Source organism: Actinomycetota bacterium, assembly GCA_036280995.1.
GTDB lineage: Bacteria > Actinomycetota > CALGFH01 > CALGFH01 > CALGFH01 > CALGFH01.
The window spans coordinates 1-19,923 of sequence record DASUPQ010000457.1 but is presented as its reverse complement, the minus strand read 5'-3'; the positions used below and the strand labels follow the sequence as shown (position 1 = coordinate 19,923).

Annotated in this window: 19 protein-coding genes; 7 read left to right on the top strand and 12 right to left on the bottom strand. The window is 75.6% G+C overall.

Annotated elements, in window-relative coordinates; all coding sequences use genetic code 11:
- Positions 1–909 precede the first annotated feature (909 nt).
- Both VF468_15280 and VF468_15275 read right to left on the bottom strand, forming a co-directional pair.
- A complete protein-coding gene (locus VF468_15280; GenBank protein HEX5879656.1) occupies positions 910–2,376 on the bottom strand; it encodes a hypothetical protein in 1,467 nt (488 codons plus the stop codon).
- Positions 2,377–2,399: 23 nt separating this feature from the next.
- Positions 2,400–3,053 carry an O-methyltransferase gene (locus tag VF468_15275; GenBank protein HEX5879655.1) on the bottom strand — a complete coding sequence of 218 codons (654 nt, stop codon included), beginning with the start codon at positions 3,051–3,053 and terminating at the stop codon, positions 2,400–2,402.
- Between the two features lie 2,264 nt (positions 3,054–5,317).
- Between VF468_15275 and VF468_15270 the strand changes: the two genes are divergently transcribed.
- Together VF468_15270 and VF468_15265 are read left to right on the top strand one after the other, a co-directional pair.
- Positions 5,318–6,451, top strand: a complete 1,134-nt coding sequence (locus VF468_15270; GenBank protein ID HEX5879654.1) for a trypsin-like peptidase domain-containing protein — start codon at positions 5,318–5,320, stop codon at positions 6,449–6,451.
- Between the two features lie 12 nt (positions 6,452–6,463).
- Positions 6,464–6,901: a twin-arginine translocase TatA/TatE family subunit gene (locus VF468_15265; GenBank protein ID HEX5879653.1), complete on the top strand. Its 438-nt coding sequence runs from the start codon at positions 6,464–6,466 to the stop codon at positions 6,899–6,901.
- Between the two features lie 61 nt (positions 6,902–6,962).
- Here VF468_15265 and VF468_15260 read toward each other — a convergent pair whose 3' ends face one another.
- Entirely contained in the window at positions 6,963–8,054 is a 1,092-nt protein-coding gene (locus tag VF468_15260; GenBank protein HEX5879652.1) for an Mrp/NBP35 family ATP-binding protein, read from the bottom strand.
- A 126-nt stretch (positions 8,055–8,180) separates the two neighbouring features.
- Between VF468_15260 and VF468_15255 the strand changes: the two genes are divergently transcribed.
- Both VF468_15255 and VF468_15250 read left to right on the top strand, forming a co-directional pair.
- A complete protein-coding gene (locus VF468_15255; protein ID HEX5879651.1) occupies positions 8,181–9,809 on the top strand; it encodes an NAD(P)/FAD-dependent oxidoreductase in 1,629 nt (542 codons plus the stop codon).
- Positions 9,810–9,834: 25 nt separating this feature from the next.
- The gene (locus VF468_15250; protein ID HEX5879650.1) at positions 9,835–10,221 is read left to right on the top strand and encodes a nuclear transport factor 2 family protein; all 387 of its coding nucleotides are present in this window, start codon (positions 9,835–9,837) and stop codon (positions 10,219–10,221) included.
- Here VF468_15250 and VF468_15245 read toward each other — a convergent pair.
- Complete coding sequence (locus VF468_15245) at positions 10,218–11,132, bottom strand: S1C family serine protease (protein HEX5879649.1); 915 nt, start codon at positions 11,130–11,132, stop codon at positions 10,218–10,220. The genes VF468_15250 and VF468_15245 overlap by 4 nt on opposite strands.
- 159 nt (positions 11,133–11,291) lie before the next feature.
- Between VF468_15245 and VF468_15240 the strand changes: the two genes are divergently transcribed.
- Entirely contained in the window at positions 11,292–12,293 is a 1,002-nt protein-coding gene (locus tag VF468_15240) for an LLM class flavin-dependent oxidoreductase (protein HEX5879648.1), read from the top strand.
- A 130-nt stretch (positions 12,294–12,423) separates the two neighbouring features.
- Here VF468_15240 and VF468_15235 read toward each other — a convergent pair whose 3' ends face one another.
- Positions 12,424–13,275, bottom strand: a complete 852-nt coding sequence (locus VF468_15235; GenBank protein HEX5879647.1) for a class I SAM-dependent methyltransferase — start codon at positions 13,273–13,275, stop codon at positions 12,424–12,426.
- Positions 13,272–14,597: a metallophosphoesterase gene (locus VF468_15230; GenBank protein HEX5879646.1), complete on the bottom strand. Its 1,326-nt coding sequence runs from the start codon at positions 14,595–14,597 to the stop codon at positions 13,272–13,274. Before VF468_15230 ends, VF468_15235 begins: the two co-directional genes overlap by 4 nt.
- Before the next feature lie 41 nt (positions 14,598–14,638).
- On the opposite strand from VF468_15230, the gene VF468_15225 reads away from it, so the two are divergent.
- The gene (locus VF468_15225) at positions 14,639–14,857 is read left to right on the top strand and encodes a hypothetical protein (protein ID HEX5879645.1); all 219 of its coding nucleotides are present in this window, start codon (positions 14,639–14,641) and stop codon (positions 14,855–14,857) included.
- 1 nt (position 14,858) lies between these two features.
- Here the strand turns inward: VF468_15225 and VF468_15220 are convergent, their stop codons facing one another.
- Positions 14,859–15,305: a hypothetical protein gene (locus VF468_15220; GenBank protein HEX5879644.1), complete on the bottom strand. Its 447-nt coding sequence runs from the start codon at positions 15,303–15,305 to the stop codon at positions 14,859–14,861.
- A 67-nt stretch (positions 15,306–15,372) separates the two neighbouring features.
- Entirely contained in the window at positions 15,373–16,170 is a 798-nt protein-coding gene (locus VF468_15215) for a hypothetical protein (protein HEX5879643.1), read from the bottom strand.
- 63 nt (positions 16,171–16,233) lie between these two features.
- Here VF468_15215 and VF468_15210 point away from each other — a divergent pair, with 63 nt between their 5' ends.
- Complete coding sequence (locus tag VF468_15210; GenBank protein HEX5879642.1) at positions 16,234–16,713, top strand: GNAT family N-acetyltransferase; 480 nt, start codon at positions 16,234–16,236, stop codon at positions 16,711–16,713.
- On the opposite strand, the gene VF468_15205 is transcribed toward VF468_15210, so the two are convergent.
- The 4 genes from VF468_15205 to VF468_15190 all read right to left on the bottom strand — a co-directional run bounded on the left by VF468_15205 (position 16,686) and on the right by VF468_15190 (position 19,825).
- On the bottom strand, positions 16,686–18,563 hold the full coding sequence (locus VF468_15205) for an ABC transporter ATP-binding protein (protein HEX5879641.1): 1,878 nt from the start codon (positions 18,561–18,563) through the stop codon (positions 16,686–16,688). The genes VF468_15210 and VF468_15205 overlap by 28 nt on opposite strands.
- A gap of 74 nt (positions 18,564–18,637) precedes the next feature.
- A complete protein-coding gene (locus VF468_15200) occupies positions 18,638–19,012 on the bottom strand; it encodes a 4a-hydroxytetrahydrobiopterin dehydratase (protein ID HEX5879640.1) in 375 nt (124 codons plus the stop codon).
- A gap of 57 nt (positions 19,013–19,069) precedes the next feature.
- Positions 19,070–19,483 carry a MarR family winged helix-turn-helix transcriptional regulator gene (locus VF468_15195; GenBank protein HEX5879639.1) on the bottom strand — a complete coding sequence of 138 codons (414 nt, stop codon included), beginning with the start codon at positions 19,481–19,483 and terminating at the stop codon, positions 19,070–19,072.
- Between the two features lie 3 nt (positions 19,484–19,486).
- Positions 19,487–19,825 carry a hypothetical protein gene (locus tag VF468_15190; protein ID HEX5879638.1) on the bottom strand — a complete coding sequence of 113 codons (339 nt, stop codon included), beginning with the start codon at positions 19,823–19,825 and terminating at the stop codon, positions 19,487–19,489.
- Positions 19,826–19,923 lie beyond the last annotated feature (98 nt).

Sequence of the window (19,923 nt, the reverse complement as noted above, 5' to 3'; positions counted from 1 at the left end):
GGCCGTCGGCCTGGTGCTGCTGGTCGGGCTGATGGCCTCCTTCATCCGGGTGCTGGTCAAGGGCAACTCCATCCAGGCCGCCACCGGCATGTTCTACCTGGCCGTGATCATGGCCCTGGCGGCCGAGTTCGCGGCCAAGGTCTACTTCTTCCCGGCCTGAGCCGGGGGACCGGGGTCTGGGCGGCCGGCGCCGGAGGCCCACCAGGACCACGCCCGGTGGCCGCCCACAGTGACCCGGCGGCCGCCGCCCACGTCCACGGCGGCGGCCGCGGGAACGGCCGGGGGCGCGGACGGCTCCGGCATGGCGGAGCCCGCCCGCGGCCCCAACCTCCCCGACGTGGCCGCGGCCACCGCCGACGAGCGGGCCAGGGCCGAGGCCCTGTGGAAGGCCTCAGCGGCCAACGCCGAGCGCTGGCGCGACCCTGGGGCGGCCGAGGCGGCCGGCTTCCGGTTCCGGGACGACGAGGCGGGCCCCGGGCGGCGGGTCCGGTTCCGGCACGTGCCCAACCCGGCCTGGCGCCCTGACGGACGGGTGCTCGACCCGGCGCGTCCGGAGACGCTCGTCTACTGGACCGGGCCCGGCGACCACCTGACCCTGGTCGGCGTCATGTACACCGCGGCCAGGGGAGCGAGCGGCCCCGCCGTTGGCGGCCCGATCACCCGCTGGCACGACCACGAGTCCTGCCGCGACCCCGCCACCAGGGCCAAGCTGAGCCGGCCGGTCGACGGCGCCTGTCCCGATGGCCAGGTCTTCCGCCGCAGCGGCGAGGTGATGCACGTCTGGTTCACCGACGACCTCGCCAACGCCGAGCCGGGTCGCGGGGTCGGTGGCCACCGAGGGCGGCGAGCAAGCCCCGGCGCTGCCCAAAGGCTCGACGCTGCCGGCGGCGCCGGGATCGGGCCGCTGTTCTACGGCGTCACCAGCTCGGGGTCGATCCGTGAGACCGAGCTCCAGCCGGACGTCCACACGGCGGCCCCGTCCGCGGCGACGAGGCGGGCGCGGCGCAGGTCGGGGTCCGGGTCGATGGCCGCCACCCGGTCCTGGGCGGGATCGACCCGGACCAGGCCGAGGGAGGAGAGCGCCCATACGGCGTCCCGGGTCACGGCCAGGCCGGTGACGGCGCCGGCCGGGATGCGGGCCATCACCCGCCGGGTCTCCGGGTCGATGCGGACGACCTGCTCGTCGAACGGGTCGGCCAGCCACACCCCGCCGGTCCCGACGGCGATCGTCTGGCTGAAGCCGGGCGGGCCGCCGGCGTCGATGGTGGCCGCGATCCGGTTCCGCTTCTGGCTGACCATGAGGACCTGGCCGCCGGCCGTGGCCACCCAGGCGGCCGACGAGTCGGCGGCGACGGCCACGGGAGCGGCCGGCAGGGCGATGTCGGCGACGACCCGCTTGCGGACCGGGTCGACCCTGAGCAGCCGGCCGCCGGGCGTGGGTGCGCCGGCGTCGCCGCAGCAGGCGACCCAGACCGTGTCGCGGGTCGCGGCCACCGACATGGGCCCGCGGAGTGGCCCGCCAAGGGGGATCCTGGCCGTGACCTTGTCGTGGTCGGGGTCGATGCCCAGCAGGGCCCCGGGGACGGCCACCGGCACCCAGACGGCTCCGGCCCCGACGGCCACGGCGGCCGGGCCGGAGCCGGTCGCGCGGACCGGGACCCTGGCCGCCACCGTGTCGGTGGCCGGGTCGATGCGGATGACCTCGTCGCTGCCGACGACCCAGAGGGCCCCGGCGCCGGCGGCCATGGCGGAGGAGAAGCCGCCAGTCGGGATGGTGGCCACGATCGGCGAGGGCCGGCCCGAGGGGACCGACCCGGGCGAGGCGGTCGTCGCCGGAGCGGTGGGCGCGCCGGTGCGGGGTCGCTCGGCGGCCAGCCGGCCGGTCGCGGCCAGCCCGGCCACCAGGAGCAGGGCGAGGACCACCGCCAGCCAGCGCCGCCTTGGCCGGGAACGGCGACGGGCCCCGCCGGCAGGCTGGGGCACGGGCAGGGGCGGGGAGATGGTCAGGACGCCGTCGGGGGCCTGGCCGTCCCCGTCACCCAGCTCCGTCGGCGCCCCCGCCCCGCCCGGGATCAGCCGCAGCGGCGGAGCGGCACCCCCGGGCACGACCCGCAGCGGCCGCACCGCCCCGCCGTTCCCGCCCAGCCCCGACCCGCCGCCGCCGCCAAGAGGCCGCCGGGCGGGTCGGTCGCCGTGCTTGGACCCGCCGGGGACCCGTTCGACGGGTTGGTCGCCGTCGCCGCCGGCGGGACCGCCGGCCTGGCCGTCGTCGGGTGGGGTGGGGCTGGGCGGGAACGGGCGTGGGCGGGCGCGACCGCCGGGCAGGCCGCGGAGGGGCCGCTCGTCGTCATCCGGCGGGCCGCTCCGCCCGCCCATGTACGTCGTCGTCACGAGCCGGTTCAGGCCTCCAGCTCTTCGTTGCGGCGCACCCGGGACACCGCCAGCCCGTCGCCGACGGTGAGGATCACCGAGTCGAGCCGGTCGTCCGCGGCGATGCGGCGGGCGTAGGCCCGCAGCCCCTCGGTGTCCGGGTCGGTCACCTCCGGGTCGGCGACCCGTCCCGACCACAGCACGTTGTCGGCGATGATCACCCCGCCGGGTCGCAGCAGGCGCAGCGCGTGCTCCAGGTACTCGGGGTACTCGGACTTCTTCGCATCCAGGAACGCCAGGTCGTACCCGCCGTCGGTGAGCCTCGGGAGCACGTCGAGGGCGCGGCCCAGGATGGCCCGGATCCGGCTGGGGACGCCGGCCTCCTCGTAGGTCTCCTTGGCCAGCCGCTGGTGCCCTGGGTCGGCCTCGATGGTCGTGAGGATGCCCTTGGGCGCGAGGCCGCGCGCGATCCAGACCCCGGAGTACCCGGCGCCCGAGCCGATCTCGACCGCCGCCTGGGCGCCGACCCAGCTGGCGGCGAAGCGCAGGAACGCCCCCGCGTCGGCCGACACGGGCGGCATGCCACCGGCGGACGCCCGCTCTCGGGCATGGCGCAGGACATCGTCCTCGACCACCGTCAGCTCGGCGAGGTACGCGGCGATGGCGTCGGCCTGGGTGGCCACGGCGACTCCTTTGAAGCTGCAAGGCTGCGATCGGGACGGGTCCAGCGTAACCCTCCGCGGCGGCCGGCGGTATGGGACCCTCCCAGGTTGTGGACAAGGCCTGTCGCGGAAGCGCTCCCGCCCCGATAGGCTGGGCGCGACGCCCGTCCGGGGGGCCGCACGAGGGAGCTTGCGTGGACCGAACGACCGACCCCACCCCCGGGCCAGGGCGCCTCGACCCGGACCGCCCAGAACCGGTCGATCCGCCCGGATCCGGATCGCCCTCCGACCCGGGTCAGCTCTCCGGCGCCGAATCGCCCGAGGGGCGGGGGTCGGACGCCGCGCCGCTGGCCCCTCCGGCACCGGCCGGCTCGTTCGCCGCCCGTCGCCCGGCCGAGGCCCCGCAGCCGAGCCCCGCTCCGCCGGAACCGGCTGGCGAGGTTCGCTCCGCTCCCACGCCGACCATGGCCCCGTCCGAGGGCGCCCCGGCGCCAGGGCGGGCGGAGGCCCAGGCTCCCGCACGGTCGCCGGGTCTCGACCGGTCGCCGGACCCCCAGCCGTTGGCGGGTCCCGTGCCGGTGCCGGCTCCGGTTGACGGCCAGGCGTCGCCGGCTCCCAGCGCCGGACCGGCCGGAGCCGAGGCGCCACCGTCGCCCCACTCCGACACGGGTCCGGCGAAGACGGAGGACGACCCCCTACCGGCGGCCGCGCGCGGGCCGGTTCGCGACGCCGAGCCTCCGCCCGGCGCGGAGATCCGGAGCGGCCCGGTTCCGGCGTCCGGTGGCGGGTCGGGGGAAGAGCAGGGTCGGGAAGGGCAGGGTCGGGACCCGAGGGTCACCGGTGGCCCCACATCGGAGCGTGGGGTCGGATCGGACCCGGGAGCTGGGAGCCGGGTTGACCGGCAAGCTGGCCGCGAACCGGCATCGGAGGGTGCGGCCGATCTGGGGCCGGAGCCTGGGAGGCGAGGCGACCTCCGGGCCGAGCGTGAGCCGGCGCTGGATGCCGCTGCCCGCGTGGTTCCGGATGGCAAGGAGGGCCGGGATCCGGCATCGACCGTGGTGGCGGGTCGGCCACGACCAGGGGACGGCCCCCCGGGCGAGGACTCTCCGAGCTCCGCCGGGATGCCGGAGCAGACGGCGGAGTCGACGCCGCGGGAAGCCCGACCGGCGGCTCGCGAGCCGGACTCTGGGGCGGTAGCGGAACCACCAGCCGCTCGCACCGGTGCCGCCGATCGACCCCCGTCCGCCGCCGATGGCGGCCCAGGGCCTGGATCCGCGCCCCCGGCCAGCGGCGATGGCGAGCCGGGGCCGTCGCCTTCTGACACCTGGTTCGGCGGCGGGCCGGAGCCGCGGCCGGCGGGGACGGTGGCCGCGGCTGGCCCGCCGGCTCCCGTGGGCCGACTCGACGTGGGCGGGGAAGCCGCCCGGCGCCCGGACACGCCACCCGACCGCCGTGCGGAACGGCCGGTCGCCCCGGCCCAGGCGCCGGAACGTCCGGCTGACGGCACCGGACCCCCGGCGGGTGCCGGCCGGCGCTCAGACCCCCCGGCCGACGCTTCCGGGACCGTCGCCCGGCGGCCGGACGGGACCGCAGATACGCCCGTGGCACCGGCCCGGCGGCCGGAGGGCACCACGGAGGCGCCTGCGCCCCCAGCTCGGCGGCCGGACGTGCCGGTCGACGATCGACTGGGACCGCCCGCGGGTGCCGTCCGCCGGCCCGATGGCGCGGCCGGGCGCGCGGAATCATCCGAGGGCGCCGCCGCGAGACTGAACCGTCTCGGAGCGTTCGAGGCCGAGGCCGGGCGCCGGAACGCTCCTGCTGATGCTGGAGGGCCGCCGCCCGCGGATGCCGGGACCTGGGCCGAGGTCGAACGGGACCCGACCGTCGGCCGTGCCCCGGGGTCGCCGCCGGTGGCGTTCCGGGCCCGACCGGTGGACCCTTCGGCTCCCCAGACGGCGGACCGCTCCACCGCCCACCCGGACGGCGCCGCTGGCCCCGGGTTCGCGGGTTCCGCGCCACCGCGACCCGCCGGCCGACCCACCGCCCCACCGGCCGGCGCACCGGGGCACGCCTTCCTCGACCAGCCGCCCCCGCGACCCACCGCCTCTCCCGATGGCGGGCCGGGACTCGGGTTCCTGGAACCACCGCCTCCCCGGCCGGCCGAGCGGCCCCTGCCGCCGCCGGCCCGGCGGCCGCCGGAGTATCCGGAGATCAGCCCGCCCCCACGGCGGCCTCAGCGGCGACCCACCCCCGCCGACCACCGGCCGGCGCCGGACCCGGCGGCCGTGCCGAAGCAGAAGGGCCGGCGGCGGGCCGGGCTGGTGGCCCTGGTGCTGGCGGTGGCGCTGGTCGGCGGGCTGGTGGGCGGGGTGCTCGGCGTGGTCGCGACCCGCGACCCGGATCTGCTGGGGAGGGCGACGGGGGCGACCGGCGACCCGGCGACCCCGGTGACCGCCGCGGCGGCGCCCCGGGACCCGGGGGCGGCCGGAACCCAGCTGCAGCAGGTGCTGGGGTCGGTGCTGCCGGCGGTGGTGAAGATCGAGGCGCGGTCCGACACCGGCAAGGCGACCGGGTCGGGGGTGATCTTCGGCAAGGACGGCTACGTGCTGACCAACGCGCACGTGGTCGACGGGGCGCGGACCATCGGGGTCACCCTGTCGACCTCGGAGCCGCTCAGGGCCCGGTTCATCGGCCGCGACCTGAACACCGACCTGGCCGTGCTGAAGGTGAAGCGGTCCGGGCTGAGCGTGGCCAGGGTCGGCAGGTCGGGCGACCTGCGCGTCGGGGACACCACGATCGTGGTCGGGAGCCCGTTCGGGTTCCAGAGCTCGGTCACCACCGGGATCGTGTCGGCCCTGCACCGGGTGGTGAAGGTGCCCAGCGGCGAGGGTGGGAAAGAGGAACGCGAGCTGGTCGACGCCATCCAGACCGACGCCGCCATCAACCCGGGCAACTCCGGCGGGGCCCTGGCTAACGCGAACGGCGAGGTCGTCGGCATCTCGACGGCGATCGCGACCAACGGCGACAGCGAGGCCAACGCCGGGGTCGGGTTCGCCATCCCGATCGACGAGGCCCTCGAGGTGGCCACGGCCCTGGTCGCCCGCAGGCCGATCAGGGTGCCGTTCCTGGGCGTGGAGGCGGGCGCGGAGCTGACCCCGGCGCTGGTCGCCCGCTACCGGCTCGGCAACCGGGCCGGGGCGCTGGTCGGCCGGGTGGCGCCGCGCAGCCCGGCCGCCGAGGCGGGCCTGCGCCGGGGCGACCTGATCATCCGCTTCGGCAACCAGCCGATCCCGGCCAGGGACCAGCTGACCGTGGCCGAGCGACGGGCCGAGATCGGCGTGCCGGTCGAGGTCACGGTGGTCCGCCGCGGGCAACAGCTCGTCCTGCCGGTCACCCCGACCGACCGGCCGGAGCGATAGGGGGACCGGGCCGTGTTCAACGTCGGGCTGGGCGAGATCGTGGCCATCGTGCTGGTCGCGCTGCTGCTGTTCGGGCCCGAGCGGCTGCCCGAGATGGCCAGGCAGGCCGGGCGCTGGCTGGGCCGGCTGCGGCTCACCACCCAGGACGCGCTCGACCAGCTCAAGGACGAGACCGACCTCAAGGACCTGAACCTGCCCGACCTCCGGATCGGGTCGCTGCGCTCCCAGGCCCGCGACTACGTGCGCGAGCTGATGGACGTCGAGGGCCAGATGGCCGAGCTGGAACGGGAGCGGGAGCAGCTCAAGGCCGCTCTCGACGCCGAGCAGAACGGCGGCCCCAAGGGCACCGGGGACGGGGCCGCGGAGGACGCCAAGCCCGCCGCCGAGGGCGACTCCACGTCCAGCACCGCCGACCTCGGACCGCCCCCGGTCGACCCCGAGGCGACCTGACCCGACCGGCGAACCTGCCGGTCGGAACGGGTGGATCGTCGGCCGAAGGTCGACTCCGAGCCTATGTCAGCAGCGTCAGCCGCTTGCCGACCAGCGAACGGGGCAGGGGCGGCAGGGCGGCCGCGACCTCGAGCAGGGCCTGGCTGGCCGGGGCGTCGGGGTCGGAGACGACCAGCGGCTTGCCCGTGTCGGCGCCCTCGCGCAGGCGCACGTCGATCGGGATCTGGCCGAGCAGGGTGGTGCCGAGCTCGCCGGCCAGGGTCTCGCCGCCGCCGCTGCCGAAGATCTGGTGGCGCTCGTCGCAGGACGGGCAGACGAAGTAGCTCATGTTCTCGATCACGCCGGTGACCTTCATCCCGTTCTGCTGGGCGAAGTTGCCGGCCAGCACGGCCACCCGCTCGGCCGCCTCCTGGGGGGTGGTGACCAGCAGCATCTCGGCCCCGGGGAGCATCTGGGCCAGCGAGATGGAGACGTCGCCGGTGCCGGGCGGCAGGTCGGCGAGCACGTAGTCCAGGTCGCCCCAGTAGACGTCGGTGAGGAACTGCTGGATGGCCCGGTGCAGCATCGGGCCCCGCCAGGCCACCGGCTTGCCCGGGGGCAGGAAGAAGCCGATCGAGATGACCCGGACCCCGTGCGCCTCCAGCGGCATGATCATGCCGTTGAAGCCGACCGGCTGGCCGGTGGCGCCGAGCATGCGCGGGACCGAGAAGCCGTAGATGTCGCAGTCGATCACCGCCACCCGGTGCCCCTGGGCGGCCAGGCCGGCGGCCAGGTTGACGGTCACCGAGGACTTGCCGACCCCGCCCTTGCCCGAGGCGACGGCCAGCACCCTGGTGGTCGACTCGTCGCCCCAGAAGGTGATCTTCTTCTGCTGCTGGTCCGCGCCCGGGCCGCGCAGGCGGGTGACCATGGCCTGCCGCTGGTCCTCGGTCATCACCCCGAGGTCGACCTTGACCCCCGTGACCCCGGGCAGCGGGGACACGGCCGCGGTGACGTCCCTGGTGATCCGGTCCTTCAGCGGGCAGCCGGCGACGGTGAGCAGCACCTCGACGGTGACCAGGCCGCCCGGGTCGAGGGAGACGTCCTTGACCATGTCCAGGTCGGTGATGGGCCGGTGGATCTCCGGGTCCATCACCTGCCCGAGCGCTGTCATGACCTCATCACGCGTGACCATCAGAACCGGTCCCTTCTGAGCCGTGCCGGGCGAAACCGCCCTTCTTCCTGGAGTGTAGCGACCGCCGGGACGCCTCGCCGTCGCGAGCAGAGTAGGCTCGGGGTGATGGCCGACTACGACGCGATCGTCTGCGGCGGCGGCTCCAACGGGCTCGCCGCCGCCATCCGCCTGGCCGAGGCGGGCTGGTCGGTGTGCCTGCTGGAGGCCAACGACGACCTCGGGGGGGCGGCCAGGACCCTGGAGAGCACCCTGCCGGGGTTCAGGCACGACTTCGGGGCCGCCTTCTTCCCGCTGGTGGCGCCGTCGCCCTCGATCGTCGGGCGCGACCTGGCCCCCTACGGCGTGCGCTTCGTCCACGCCCAGCTGCCGGCCGCCCACCCGTTCCCCGGCAACCAGGCGATCGCCCTGGGCCGCTCGGTGGGCGAGACCGCCGCCTCGATCGACAAGGTCCACCTGGGCGACGGGGCGGCCTGGTTCGCCCTGGACGAGGCGTTCGGCGAGGTCATGAAGCACTTCCTCCGGGCCCAGATGCAGCGCTGGCCGTTCGAGGAGCTGCTCAGGGTGGTGGGGCGGCTGCGCCTGTCGGGCGGCCTCCAGTTCGCCCGCCTGGTCGTCTCGGGGGTCAGCGCGGTCGTCGACCGCTTCGAGTCCGAGCAGGCCAAGGCGTTCCTGACCGGCCCGGCCATGCACGCCGACCTCCAGCCCGAGGAGCCGGGCACCGGCATCTACGCCCTGCTGCTCTCCATGCTCGGCCAGCGCTTCGGCATGCCGGTGGTCGAGGGCGGCACCGGGATGATCACCGCCGGCCTGGCCGCCAAGGCGCGTCACGACGGGGTCGAGATCGCCACCGGCCGCCGGGTCGACCGGATCGTGGTCGAGAGGGGCCGGGCGGTGGCCGTCGAGGCCGGCGGCGACACGGTCAGCGCCCGCCGGGCGGTGCTCTGCGCCCTGGACGTCGGCGCGCTGGTCCGGCTGGCCGGGCCGGAGTCGTTCCCGCCCCGGGCCCTGGCCGAGGTCCGCCACTACCGGCCCGGTCTCGGGACCTTCAAGGTCGACTGGGCCCTGGACGGCCAGGTGCCGTGGGCGGCCGAGGAGTGCCGCCGGGCCGGCGTCGTCCACGTCGGCGACACCCTGACCGAGATGAGCCGTTCCGCCTGGGAGGCCGCGCACGGCCTGCTGCCGGGCAAGCCGACGCTCATCCTCGGCCAGCAGTCGCTGGCCGACCCCTCACGGGCCCCGGCCGGCAAGCACACCCTGTGGGGCTACGCCCACGTCCCGTCGGTCCCGACCGCGGACGCGGCCCGGCCCCGGGCCAAGGCCGGCTGGGACCGGTCGGCCGAGCCGTTCCTGGAGCGGATGGAGGCGGCCATCGAGGCCCACGCGCCCGGGTTCCGCGACCGGGTCCTGGCCCGCAGGGCCTGGAGCCCGGCCGACCTGGAGGCGGCCGACGCCAGCCTGGCCGGGGGCGATATCTCCGCCGGCTCGTTCGCCATCGACCAGCAGCTCCTGTTCCGCCCCGGTCCGTCCTGGTGGCGCTGGGGCACCCCGGTCAAGGGCCTCTACCTGGCCGGCGCCAGCGTCCCCCCCGGCGCCGGGGTCCACGGCGCCTGCGGCGACCTGGCCGCCCGCCAGGCCATCGCCGACCACGACCGCCCCCGCCAGCTCGCCCTGACCGCCGCCGGCGCCGGCGCGGTGGCCACGGCGCTCCTGGCCGCGGTCCGCGCCCGCCGCTGACACCGGTTCACCGAGAGGAGGGCAGTTGGACGAGCAGGAGGTCCGCGAGCTGTTCTTCGAGCGGCTCGAGCATCTCAGCCCCGAGGCCGAGTACGAGCTCCGCCACCCCGACTACGTGATGGAGATGCCCCAGTCGGGCGAGCGCATCCGCGGCCGCGAGAACATGCGAGCGTTCCAGGAGGCCTATCCCAACCCGCCGACCATCACCCCGCGCCGGGTGGCCGGGTCCGGGGACGTCTGGGTGATCGAGGGCCGGTCCGACTACGGCGGCGGGCAGGTCTTCAACGTGGCCATGATCGTGGAGTTCCGCGACGGCAAGATCTGGAAGGACACCCGCTACTACGCCGAGCCGTTCGAGCCGCCGGCCTGGCGCTCCCAATGGGTCGAGCCGATGGGGGAGACGGGGACCTAGGCGCTGCCCACCTGCTCGGCGGTGCTGCCGCCGAACCTGACCGTCACCGTCAGCTCGTCGGTGCCCCGGACCACGCGGAGGGTGAGGGCCTGGTCCTCGCCGACCTGGTCGAGCGCCTCGTGCAGCTCGTCGGCGTCGGTGAGCGGCCGGCCGCCGGCCTCGACCAGGAGGTCGCCGGTGCGCAGGCCGGCCTGGTCGGCCGGTCCGCCGTCCTCGACCACCTGGACCAGCAGGCCGTCCCGCTCGGGCAGGCCCACCGACCGGCGCAGTTGCCTGGCCACCCTTGCCGGGGCGACGCCGACGCCGAGCCGGGGCCGGGCCGTGGACTCGCCCCGGCCGAGGGCGTCCAGGCGCTGGTGCAGCTCGGCGTCGGCCGGCAGGGCCAGGTAGAAGCCGTCGCCCAGCCGGTTGGTGTCGATGCCGAGCAGCCGGCCGCCGGCGTCGACCACCGGCCCGCCCGAGGCGCCCCGGGGCAGGGGCGCGGTGTGCTCGATGCTGCCGGCGATCCGCCGCCCCCGCGGTCCCCGGAAGGCGCGGTCCACCGCCGAGACCAGCCCGAAGGTCACGCGCAGCTGCCCGCCCGGGTTGGCCAGGGCGAACACCGCCGCCCCGACCGTCGCCGCGGCGTCGTCGGCCCAGGCGATGGCCGGCGCCCCGCCGGTGTCGACCGCGATCACGGCCAGGTCGGCGTCGACGTCGACCCCGGCCACCCGCCCGACGGCGCTGCGGTCGCCGCCGAACACGACGGTCGTCTCCTCGCCCCGGATGTTGTGGGCGTTGGTGGCCACCAGCCCGTCGGCCAGCACCACCCCGGACCCGCGCCCCCGCCCCCGGCCGATCCCGACCACCGAGGGCCCGACCCGCTCCGCAACCTGCCGGACGGCCTGCTCCAGCTCGTCGAGCACGCTCATGCGCCGCTCCTTCCTGCTCCGCAACGTTGTAATCATGTAAGCTAGTCGCGAAGCGAGGGATCCGCAAGGGGACGCCAAGGACGACGGGGGCCCCGTCTCTATCGCCAGCCAACGGCCCCGCGTTGACGGGGTGGTGGCGACACCGGAAGACTGCCTTCCATGAAGCTGGGAATCGCCCTTCCCCACTACGACATCTCGTTCCCCGACCAGCAGCCGGCCACCTTCGACCGGATCGCCCGGTATGCGGAGCTGGCCGAGTCCGCCGGCTTCCACCAGGTGTGGGTCTCGGACCACTTCTGGCTGGACCTGGAGCGGTACGGCGGCCTCGTCGGCCGCCAGGGCACCCCCGAGTGCTGGACCACCCTGTCCGCCCTGGCCGTGCGGACCAGCCGGGTCCGGCTCGGCACCCTGGTCCTGGCGACCGGGTTCCGGCCGCCGACGCTGTTGGCCAAGATGGCCGCCACCCTCGACCAGCTGTCGGGCGGCCGGCTCGACCTCGGCCTCGGGGCCGGCTGGAACGAGGCCGAGTTCCTCGAGAACGGGCTGCCGTTCCCGCGGCCCGGCGAACGGCTGGCCATGCTCGAGGAGGCCCTCGGGGTGCTGTCGGCGCTGCTCACCGACGCGGACCAGCCGGCGTCGTTCAGCGGCCGCTTCTACCGGGCCGAGCAGGCGCCGGTCGTCCCCGGCCCGGTGCAGCGGCCGCGCCCGCCGCTGTGGGTGGGCGGCCGCGGCGACCGGCTCCTCGGGGTGGTGGCGCGGGCCGCCGACGGCTGGAACCTGTGCTGGGCGGTGACGCCCGAGGACTACCGGGAGCGGTCCGGGGTGCTGGCCGCCGCCTGCGGGCGCGCCGGCCGCGACCCGGGGGAGGTGCGACGCTCGCTGGGGCTGAACACCCTGGTCGGCAGGGACGCCGACGACCTGGTCGGGCGCTGGCGCCGGCTCCAGGCCTGGACTCCGGGCGGGATCCTGGACGGGGTCGAGCTGCGCGACTGGGCCGCGTCCCGGCTGGTCGGCACCCCCGACGAGGTCCTCGCCCAGCTCAGGGGCTGGGAGGAGCTCGGGGTCGAGCAGGTGATCGCCACCTTCGCCGGCCTGCCGTTCGCGGTGTTCGAGGACGAGCAGCTGGAGCTGGTCGCGGAGCAGGTGCTGCCGCGCCTCTAGGAGTTATGCGCGTGAGACGGGAGGATCGGACGGGGCCTCCCAATGGGCGGATCCCCTGCCGCCGTACCCGTCCCCCGTCCCGCCTCACGGCTCCCACCCAATTCCCCGTCCCGGCGGGCGGGAAACCTCGTCAGAACCGGATCGCCGTGAACGTGAAGGTGTGCCTGGTCGGATGCGGGAGGTCCAGGTCGTCGGGATGGGCGGCCTCGAACTCGCCTCGCACCTGGGTGGCGGCGCTCCGCCAGCGCTCGTCGGGCAGGCGCCAGTGGGCGGAGAAGACGCGGTCCTCGACCCATCCCAGCGCCTCGGCGTAGGTCTCCGGTTCCTCCCAGGTGACCGGCTCCAGCTCCTCGACCCGCCCGCCCCTGGCGGCCAGGGCGTCCAGCACCTGGCGGCGGGAGGCGGCGCCGACCATCCGCGGCGTCCCCCCGCCGGCGAAGGCGAGCTCGTCGAAGCGCCGGATGACCTGGTCGCGCGGGCTGCCGCTGCCCCGCTGGTAGGCTCCGCCGCCGGCGTGCAGCAGCATCCCGCCCGCCACCAGCACCCGCTGGACCTCGTCCAGCACCCGTTCCCAGTCGGGGACCAGGTGCAGCACGTGGGCCTCGAGCACGGCGTCGACGCAGGCGTCGCGGAACGGCAGCCGGCCGGCGTCGGCCCGCAGGACCGGCGGCGGGGGCAGCCCGGCGGCGGCCGCCTTGGCCCGGTAGCGCTCCAGCATGGGCAGCGACAGGTCGACCCCGGTGATCTCGCGGCCGCGGCCGTGCAGGGGCAGGGCGACCCGGCCGGTGCCGACGCCGATCTCCAGCAGGCGGGCCGCCGGCCCGGCGGCCGCCTCGATCCGGTCGGCGACCAGCTCGGAGACTTCGGGCCGGAGCCCGCGGGTCTCGTCGTAGGACCCGGCGATGCGGTCGAAGGCGACCGATTCCGGCGGCTGGGATCCCGGTAGCCCGGCGCTGTCACCTGCCGGCTGGGCCGGTGTCACACGACCGCCCTGGCCACCACCTGGGCGGGGGCGGCGTCGGCGGGGGGGAGGGGGCGGCGGGCGACCAGCTGCTCGATCCGGCCCAGGCGGCGGGTCACGGGCAGGCGCCGCTCCCACAGCTCCACGGCCACGCCCTCGCCCCCGGCCTGGATGTCGACCCAGTTCACCGGGTAGGTGGGGACGAACACCGGCGGCAGCGACAGCCAGGCCCGCACCGGGACCAGCCCCCGGACCCAGCAGCCGGCGTCGGCCGCCACCCGGCCCCCGGGCAGGCGCATGACCCCCGGCTCGTGGGTGTGGCCGGTGACCAGGACGGACGCCGCCCGGTCGCGGCGGGCCAGCAGCTCGGGCAGGTCGCCCTTGCGGGCCTGGGCCTCGTCCTCGGCCTCGTCGGGGGTGGGCAGGCCGTAGGCGGCCGCGGCCCGGCGGAAGCTGCGGCCGAGGAAGGTGGACAGCAGCGCCAGCAGGGCCAGGTCGGTGAGCACGAACGACGACACCCAGCGCACCGCCCGGTTGCCCAGGTAGGCGATCCGGCCGAGGTCGCCGACGAGCAGCCCCACGGCCAGGTTGAGGGCGATGGTCAGCAGCACCAGCGGCAGGGCGAAGTCGCGCAGGGCGCGGCCCATGAACTTGTAGAAGAAGTTGGACACCAGCCACCAGGGGACCAGCAGGCCCGGCCGGACGTTGTCGACCTGGTCCAGGGCGAGCTGCGGGTAGCGCCCGGAGGCCGACTCCAGGCGGTTGACGAACTCGCTGACGACGTGGTCGCCGACGGGCACGTCGAGGGGGTCGAAGTAGTCGGTGCGCCGGTTCCAGCGGTCGAGCTCGTCGCCGTGCTCGGCCACGACCACCACCTCGCCCTCCCCGCCGGCCCGCTCCACCCGGACCCGGGCGTGCAGGGCGAAGCCGGTCACGCCGAAGCGGTCGGCGACCAGCTTGCGGGCGGCCGCGTCCCAGGCCAGGGTCGAGTCGTGGTTGCCGACCAGGTACAGCACGGCCGCCCCGGGCCTGGCCGCCAGGCGCCGGAGCGCCTCGCCGATCGGGATCGCGGCCGGGCCGTCAAGGACCCTGGCCACCCGCTCCTCGGGTGAGCCCGCGACCTGGAGCAGGTCGAGGATGTCGCCGCCGAGGGCGAGCAGCACCTGGCCGGGATGCCGCCGGAGGGAGTCGAGCAGCTCGCACAGCTCGGCGGTGGCCGCGAAGTCGTCGCTCGGCCCGGTGTCGGTCAGGTGCAGGTCGGAGACGTAGACGAAGCGGCCGCCGGGCTCGAGGCGCAGCTCCAGATCGAGCGGGCACGGTTCGGGAACGACGGACGGGCGCATACGAGCCAAGTCTACGACCGGTCACGGTACGCTGGGGGGCCATGGACCCCAAGGAAGCCTGCGTCAAGGTGCTCGGCGAGGCCGGCGGCGAGACCCTCCACTGGACGGTGGTGCTCGACCGGGCCCTCACCCAGCGCCTGATCGACCCGTTCACCACCAGGGACGTGCGCGGCGTGGTGGTGAAGAGCCTCGCGGCCCTCGCCAAGGAGGGCCGCGTGGTCAAGCGGGGCACGGGGCTGTACTCGTCCCCGGCGGAGTGAGCTAGCTCGGGGGCGTCCGGGCCGGGTCGCCGTTGGTGTGCAGCTGGGTCACCTCGGCCGAGTCGCCCGGGCCGGGCTCGGCGGGCCGGTCCCAGCGGGGCGCGTCGTCGGGCGGGCCGGCCTGCTGCATGTTCTGGCGGAGCTCGCCGCCCTTGCCCCCGGCGAGCCGGCTGGCCAGCACGCCCAGCCCGGCCAGGACGGCGGTGCCGGCCAGCAGCCGCTTGTTGCGGCGGCGGGCGGCCTCGCGGCGGCGCTGCCGGGCCCGCTCGGGCATGAGCTTGTCGGCGGCCTTGCTGGCCTCACGGCTGGCCGCGGCCGAGGCCCGGGCGATGGCCTCCCTGGCCGCCTCGAGCGCGGCCGCCAGGTCGTCGGTCCGCTCGCTGACCTGGTCGGTGACGGCCTCCTTGGCCTTGATCGCCTTTGATTCCTTGGACTTGCGGAGTGGCATGCGGCCCTCCCTCGGGCTCGTTGGCTGCTTTGGCACGCTTTGGTGTGCCTACCCGCCCCGGATGCCCCTACACCTCCGCCGGGATCGACGACGGGGTGAGCTCGACCAGGGTGCTCTCCTTGCGCCAGCGGTCCACCGCCTGCTCGCCGTCGCGCAGGTTGAGGCGGCGGGGGAGCAGCACGGGGGCGACCTTGGCGAACAACGGGTCGGACCCCGGGACCACCCGGGCGGACGCCTCCACCTCGGCGACCAGCGACTGCTGCTCCTTGGAGCGGGCGATCAGGACCACCCGGTCCGCCTCGGCCAGCCCGGGGACGTGCTGCTCGGACCCGCCGACGAGCACGTAGACGCGGCCGTCGAGGACGCCGTACCAGACGGGCACGGCCCGGCCGTCGGTCCCGCCCTCGCCGGGGACGTCGACCCAGACCACCGTGCTCTTCTTGAGCGCCTCGTCGAGCACGGCCGTGTCGGGGCCGGTCGACCAGGGCGGGTCCTCGTCGAGCACGGCCATGGGGACGCGCCCGACCTCGTCCCCGCCGATCAGCAGGACCAGCTCGTGGTCGTCGTCGGAGTCCACGACCACGCCGTGGACCTCGTCGGTGAAGGTGTCGATCTTGCTGGAGCCGCGCAGGGTCAGGGCCTGCTCCGGGCTGCGCCAGACGACGTCGCCGTTGGGGGCGAGCACGGCCATGGCCTCGCGGTACCAGCCGCCGGCGCCCGTGTAGGAGCGGCGGACCACGAACGGCGCGACCCGTCCCTTGCCGGCCCGGCCCACGAACACGGCCATGGCGTCCTCGGGCTGGGCCACCCCCTCGGAGACCAGCCTGGCGTCGGCGATGTAGACGCCGGTGAGGCGGACGTCCATCCGGTTCCTTTCCGATCCAATCTGGCTGCGGCTGCGGCGGCACCGATCATAGAAGATGTGCCCATGCGACCGGAGGGGATGACGGAGGCGATCACCTACCGGGTGGCCGAGGCCGAGCGCCCGGAGGTGCGGGAGTTCCTGTCCCGGGAGTGGCCGCTGGCCGACCGCCGCCTGTTCGGCCGGGAGCTGGACTGGACCAGCCGCCCGGTGGTGGTCGAGGCCAGGGCCGGGCGGGACCTGGCCGGGGTCGCGGTCGGCGAGGCGGTTGCCGGCATGGCCCGCCTCCACGACCTGCTGGTCACCGGCCCGCGCCAGAACCGGGAGGTCGGCCGCCGCCTGATCGAGCTGTTCTGCGGCCGCGCCGCCGAGCTGGGCGCGGCCCGCTGCTTCCTGCGCTGCCCCGACACCGACCGCCACCGCCGCTTCTACGAGCGCTGCGGGTTCGTGGTCGTGGCCGTGCTGCCCCGCTACTACCACGACCACGACTTCGTCGAGTACGTGCGCGAGCCGCTCCTTCAGGAGGGCCGGCTGGGCGACAGGTAGGCGGAGGCCTGCAGGGTGAACAGCCCGGCGTAGCGGCCGCCGAGGGCCATCAGCTCGCCGTGGCTGCCCGACTCGGCCACCCGGCCCCGGTCCAGGACGTAGATGCGGTCGGCCGAGCGCACGCTGGAGAACCGGTGCGAGATCAGCAGCACCGACCGGCCCCGGCACAGGGTCCGGATGCTCTCGAACAGCTCGTGCTCGGCCCGGGCGTCCAGGGCCGCGGTCGGCTCGTCGAGGATGATGAACGGGGCGTCGCGGAAGAACGCCCTGGCCAGCGCGACCCGCTGCCACTGGCCGACCGAGAGCTCATGGCCCCCCTCGAACTCGGGCCCGAGCACGGTCTCGTAGCCGGCGGGCAGCCTGGCCAGGAACTCGTCGGCGCCGGCGTGCACCGCCGCCCCCCGGATCGCCTCGGGGTCGCCGAGCCGCTGGTGGCGGCCCATGCCGATGTTCTCCGACGCCGGCAGCGAATAGTGGAGGAAGTCCTGGAAGATGACGGCCACCGAGCGGCGCAGCTCGTCGGGGTCGACGATCGCGGTGTCGACCCCGTCCCAGAGCACGCGGCCGCCGTGGGGCAGGTAGAGCCGGCACAGCAGCTTGGCCAGAGTGGTCTTGCCCGAGCCGTTCTCGCCGACCAGGGCGATGATCTCGCCGGCCCCGATCTCCATGGACACGCCGCTCAGGGCCGGGCTGGTGGCGCTCGGGTAGGTGAAGCTGACGTCCTCGACCTGGAGCCGCCGGAAGCCGGACGGTGCCGGGTCCCGCCGCCGCCGTGCCTCCACCTCCGGGGCCATGGCCACGAACGAGGTGAAGTCCTCGATGAAGAGCGAGGACTCGTAGAGCATCCCGGCGCTGAAGACGCCGTTCATCAGCCGCTCGCCGAGGACGAACACGGCCCCGGCGGCCGTCCCGGCGTCGGCCAGCCCGATGCGGCCGTCGAGGGCCAGGACCAGCAGGACGGCGACGATCCCGCCGAGCGCCGCGGTGGTGACCAGGTTGCCGAGCAGCGACACGCGCAGCCGCCGCCTGGCGACCTTCCGCAGCTCGGCCAGGTGCTCGTCGTACAGCCGGTCGAAGCGCCCGCGCAGGAACGCCTCGAGACCGAAGGCGCGCAGCTCCTTGGCCGCGTCCTTGCCCGACAGCAGCATGTAGAGGTAGTTGCGGCGGCGCTCGGCCTCGGTCGTCCGGTGGTGGAAGCGGAACATCAGCTCGCCGCCCCTGGCCACGGCGACCAGCAGGGGGACGCCAGCGGCCAGGACCAGCGGCACCAGCCAGGGCTGGAGGGCGAGCAGGGCCAGGGTGACCCCGGCGATGCCGACCAGGGCGCCGGCCAGGCCGGTCAGGCCCTCGACGACCTGCCATGGCCGGAACTGGCCGCCGCCGGCCGCGCGGACCAGCCGGTCATGGAAGGCCGGGGTCTCGTAGGCCTCCAGCTCGACCGCGCAGGCCACGTCGATGATCTGGGACTGGGCGTACCGGGAGGCCAGCTCGGCCAGGATCTCGCGGTGCTCCCGGCCGATGGCCGACAAGAAGCTCAGCCCGGCCATGACCGCCGTCAGCAGCAGCAGTCTCGGCAGCACCAGCTCGGCCCCGGCGCCGCCGCGGCCGGCGGCGATCACCCCGTCGAGCACCTCCTTGCCGAGCAGCAGGACCGCGGCCAGGCCGATCCCGTTGACCGCCTTGACGGCCAGCACGACCAGCAGCTCGCGGCGGCCCGCGGCCCAGACCAGCCGGACCGCCTCCCGGCACAGCCGGGGCAGGTGGCGCAGCGACCGGTCGACCTCCGGCGAGTCGTAGATGTCGGTCCAGGTGACGCCCGCGGTGCCCGCGCCGGCGGTCTCCTCGCTCATCCCTGAATTGTCGCCCGCCGGTGACGGCCCGGCCAGCGGGTTCCTGGCCGGTGCGGATGTCCGCCGGACCGCGCCTACGGGCCGGCCGGGCCCACCGGGCGCTGCTTGATGCCGGTGAGGCGCCCGCTCGGGTGCCAGGGGGCCGCCCGGCCGACCGGGTGGTGGTGGTCGCCCACCAGCTGCTGGATCCGGGACGCCACCGTCAGGTCGTCGGCGGTCAGCGTGGTCCCGGTCCGGGGCACCAGCTCCAGGGTGACCCGGCCGCCGCGGATGGTGATGTCCGGCTGGTGGCCGGCCCCGGCGGTGGCGTCGGCCACCCGGCCGACGAACAGGGCGGCGGTGTCGAAGTCGTCGAACTGGTAGGTCTTCCAGATGCTGTCGCCGTGGCGCCGCCAGCCGGGCAGCCCCTCCAGGGCGCGGGCCAGCGCCTCCTCGTTGGTGGTGGCCATGGTGCCTCCTCGGGTCGTCCCAGGGGCAATAGTATCGCTATACGATAGAATCGGCCACTACGTGGTGGCCTCCAGGCCGGCCCAGAGGGTGTGCATCTGGGAGGTGAGGCGGGCCAGCTCCTCCAGGTGGGAGGCGGCCAGCGTCTCCAGGCGCTCGGCGCCGTGGCCGGTCAGGACCAACCGGACCGTGCGGGCGTCGGAGGCGTCGGTCTGGCGGGCGACCAGCCCGGCCGCCTCCGCCCGGTCGATCAGCTCGACCGCGCTGTGGTGGCGCACCAGCAGGTACCCGGCGACCTCCCCGATGGTCGGGCCCCGGGGATCGGGGTGGCCGCGGACGGCCAGCAGCAGCTGGTGCTGGGCCGGGGTGATCCCGGCCGCCTCGGCCTGCTGCCCGCTCCAGGAGAGGAACCGCCGCAGGCCGGTCCGGAACGCGAGCAGGCGCTCGTAGTCCTGCTGGTCGAGTCCGCCCATGGTTCACCCGCCGGCGTAGGGGGAGTCGGCGCCCCGGGCCCGGGCGTCCGGGCTGGGCCTGCGTCCCGGGGCGAACCGCCGGTCCTCGAACACCACGTCGACCGGCCGTTCGTGGCGCCGGCCGTTGACCGGGTCGTGGCCCATCCAGGTCGGCGGGTCGATCCGCACCCGCACCGTGTAGGACCTCTCGCCCGGGACCTTGGCGTTGGTCCCGTAGCGGTACAGGTAGGGGTGCCACAGGAACGGCATGGTGGTGCTGAACAGCTCCCGGTCCCCCTCCAGCTGGTCCGGCTCGGCCTCGTTGCTGGCCGCCGTCGGCGGGGTGCTCGGTTCCGTGGTCATGGTGGCCTCCTCGGGTGGTTTATATCGCTACGCGATAATATCGCTCGTACCGGCTTGCCCAAGGATGGGAGGGGGAAACGTCGTGCCGCCGGGTCGTT

What these genes read in the sequence shown, in the direction of transcription:
- VF468_15195 (HEX5879639.1), bottom strand. Translation starts at nt 19,483, where the DNA reads ATGGGCGGACTCGACCAGCAGGACTACGAGCGCCTGCTCGCGTTCCGG.
- VF468_15255 (HEX5879651.1), top strand. Translation starts at nt 8,181, where the DNA reads ATGGCCGACTACGACGCGATCGTCTGCGGCGGCGGCTCCAACGGGCTC.
- VF468_15205 (HEX5879641.1), bottom strand. Translation starts at nt 18,563, where the DNA reads ATGAGCGAGGAGACCGCCGGCGCGGGCACCGCGGGCGTCACCTGGACC.
- VF468_15225 (HEX5879645.1), top strand. Translation starts at nt 14,639, where the DNA reads ATGGACCCCAAGGAAGCCTGCGTCAAGGTGCTCGGCGAGGCCGGCGGC.
- VF468_15215 (HEX5879643.1), bottom strand. Translation starts at nt 16,170, where the DNA reads ATGGACGTCCGCCTCACCGGCGTCTACATCGCCGACGCCAGGCTGGTC.
- VF468_15245 (HEX5879649.1), bottom strand. Translation starts at nt 11,132, where the DNA reads ATGAGCGTGCTCGACGAGCTGGAGCAGGCCGTCCGGCAGGTTGCGGAG.
- VF468_15280 (HEX5879656.1), bottom strand. Translation starts at nt 2,376, where the DNA reads ATGGGCGGGCGGAGCGGCCCGCCGGATGACGACGAGCGGCCCCTCCGC.
- VF468_15210 (HEX5879642.1), top strand. Translation starts at nt 16,234, where the DNA reads ATGCGACCGGAGGGGATGACGGAGGCGATCACCTACCGGGTGGCCGAG.
- VF468_15220 (HEX5879644.1), bottom strand. Translation starts at nt 15,305, where the DNA reads ATGCCACTCCGCAAGTCCAAGGAATCAAAGGCGATCAAGGCCAAGGAG.
- VF468_15200 (HEX5879640.1), bottom strand. Translation starts at nt 19,012, where the DNA reads ATGGCCACCACCAACGAGGAGGCGCTGGCCCGCGCCCTGGAGGGGCTG.
- VF468_15190 (HEX5879638.1), bottom strand. Translation starts at nt 19,825, where the DNA reads ATGACCACGGAACCGAGCACCCCGCCGACGGCGGCCAGCAACGAGGCC.
- VF468_15230 (HEX5879646.1), bottom strand. Translation starts at nt 14,597, where the DNA reads ATGCGCCCGTCCGTCGTTCCCGAACCGTGCCCGCTCGATCTGGAGCTG.
- VF468_15260 (HEX5879652.1), bottom strand. Translation starts at nt 8,054, where the DNA reads ATGACAGCGCTCGGGCAGGTGATGGACCCGGAGATCCACCGGCCCATC.
- VF468_15240 (HEX5879648.1), top strand. Translation starts at nt 11,292, where the DNA reads ATGAAGCTGGGAATCGCCCTTCCCCACTACGACATCTCGTTCCCCGAC.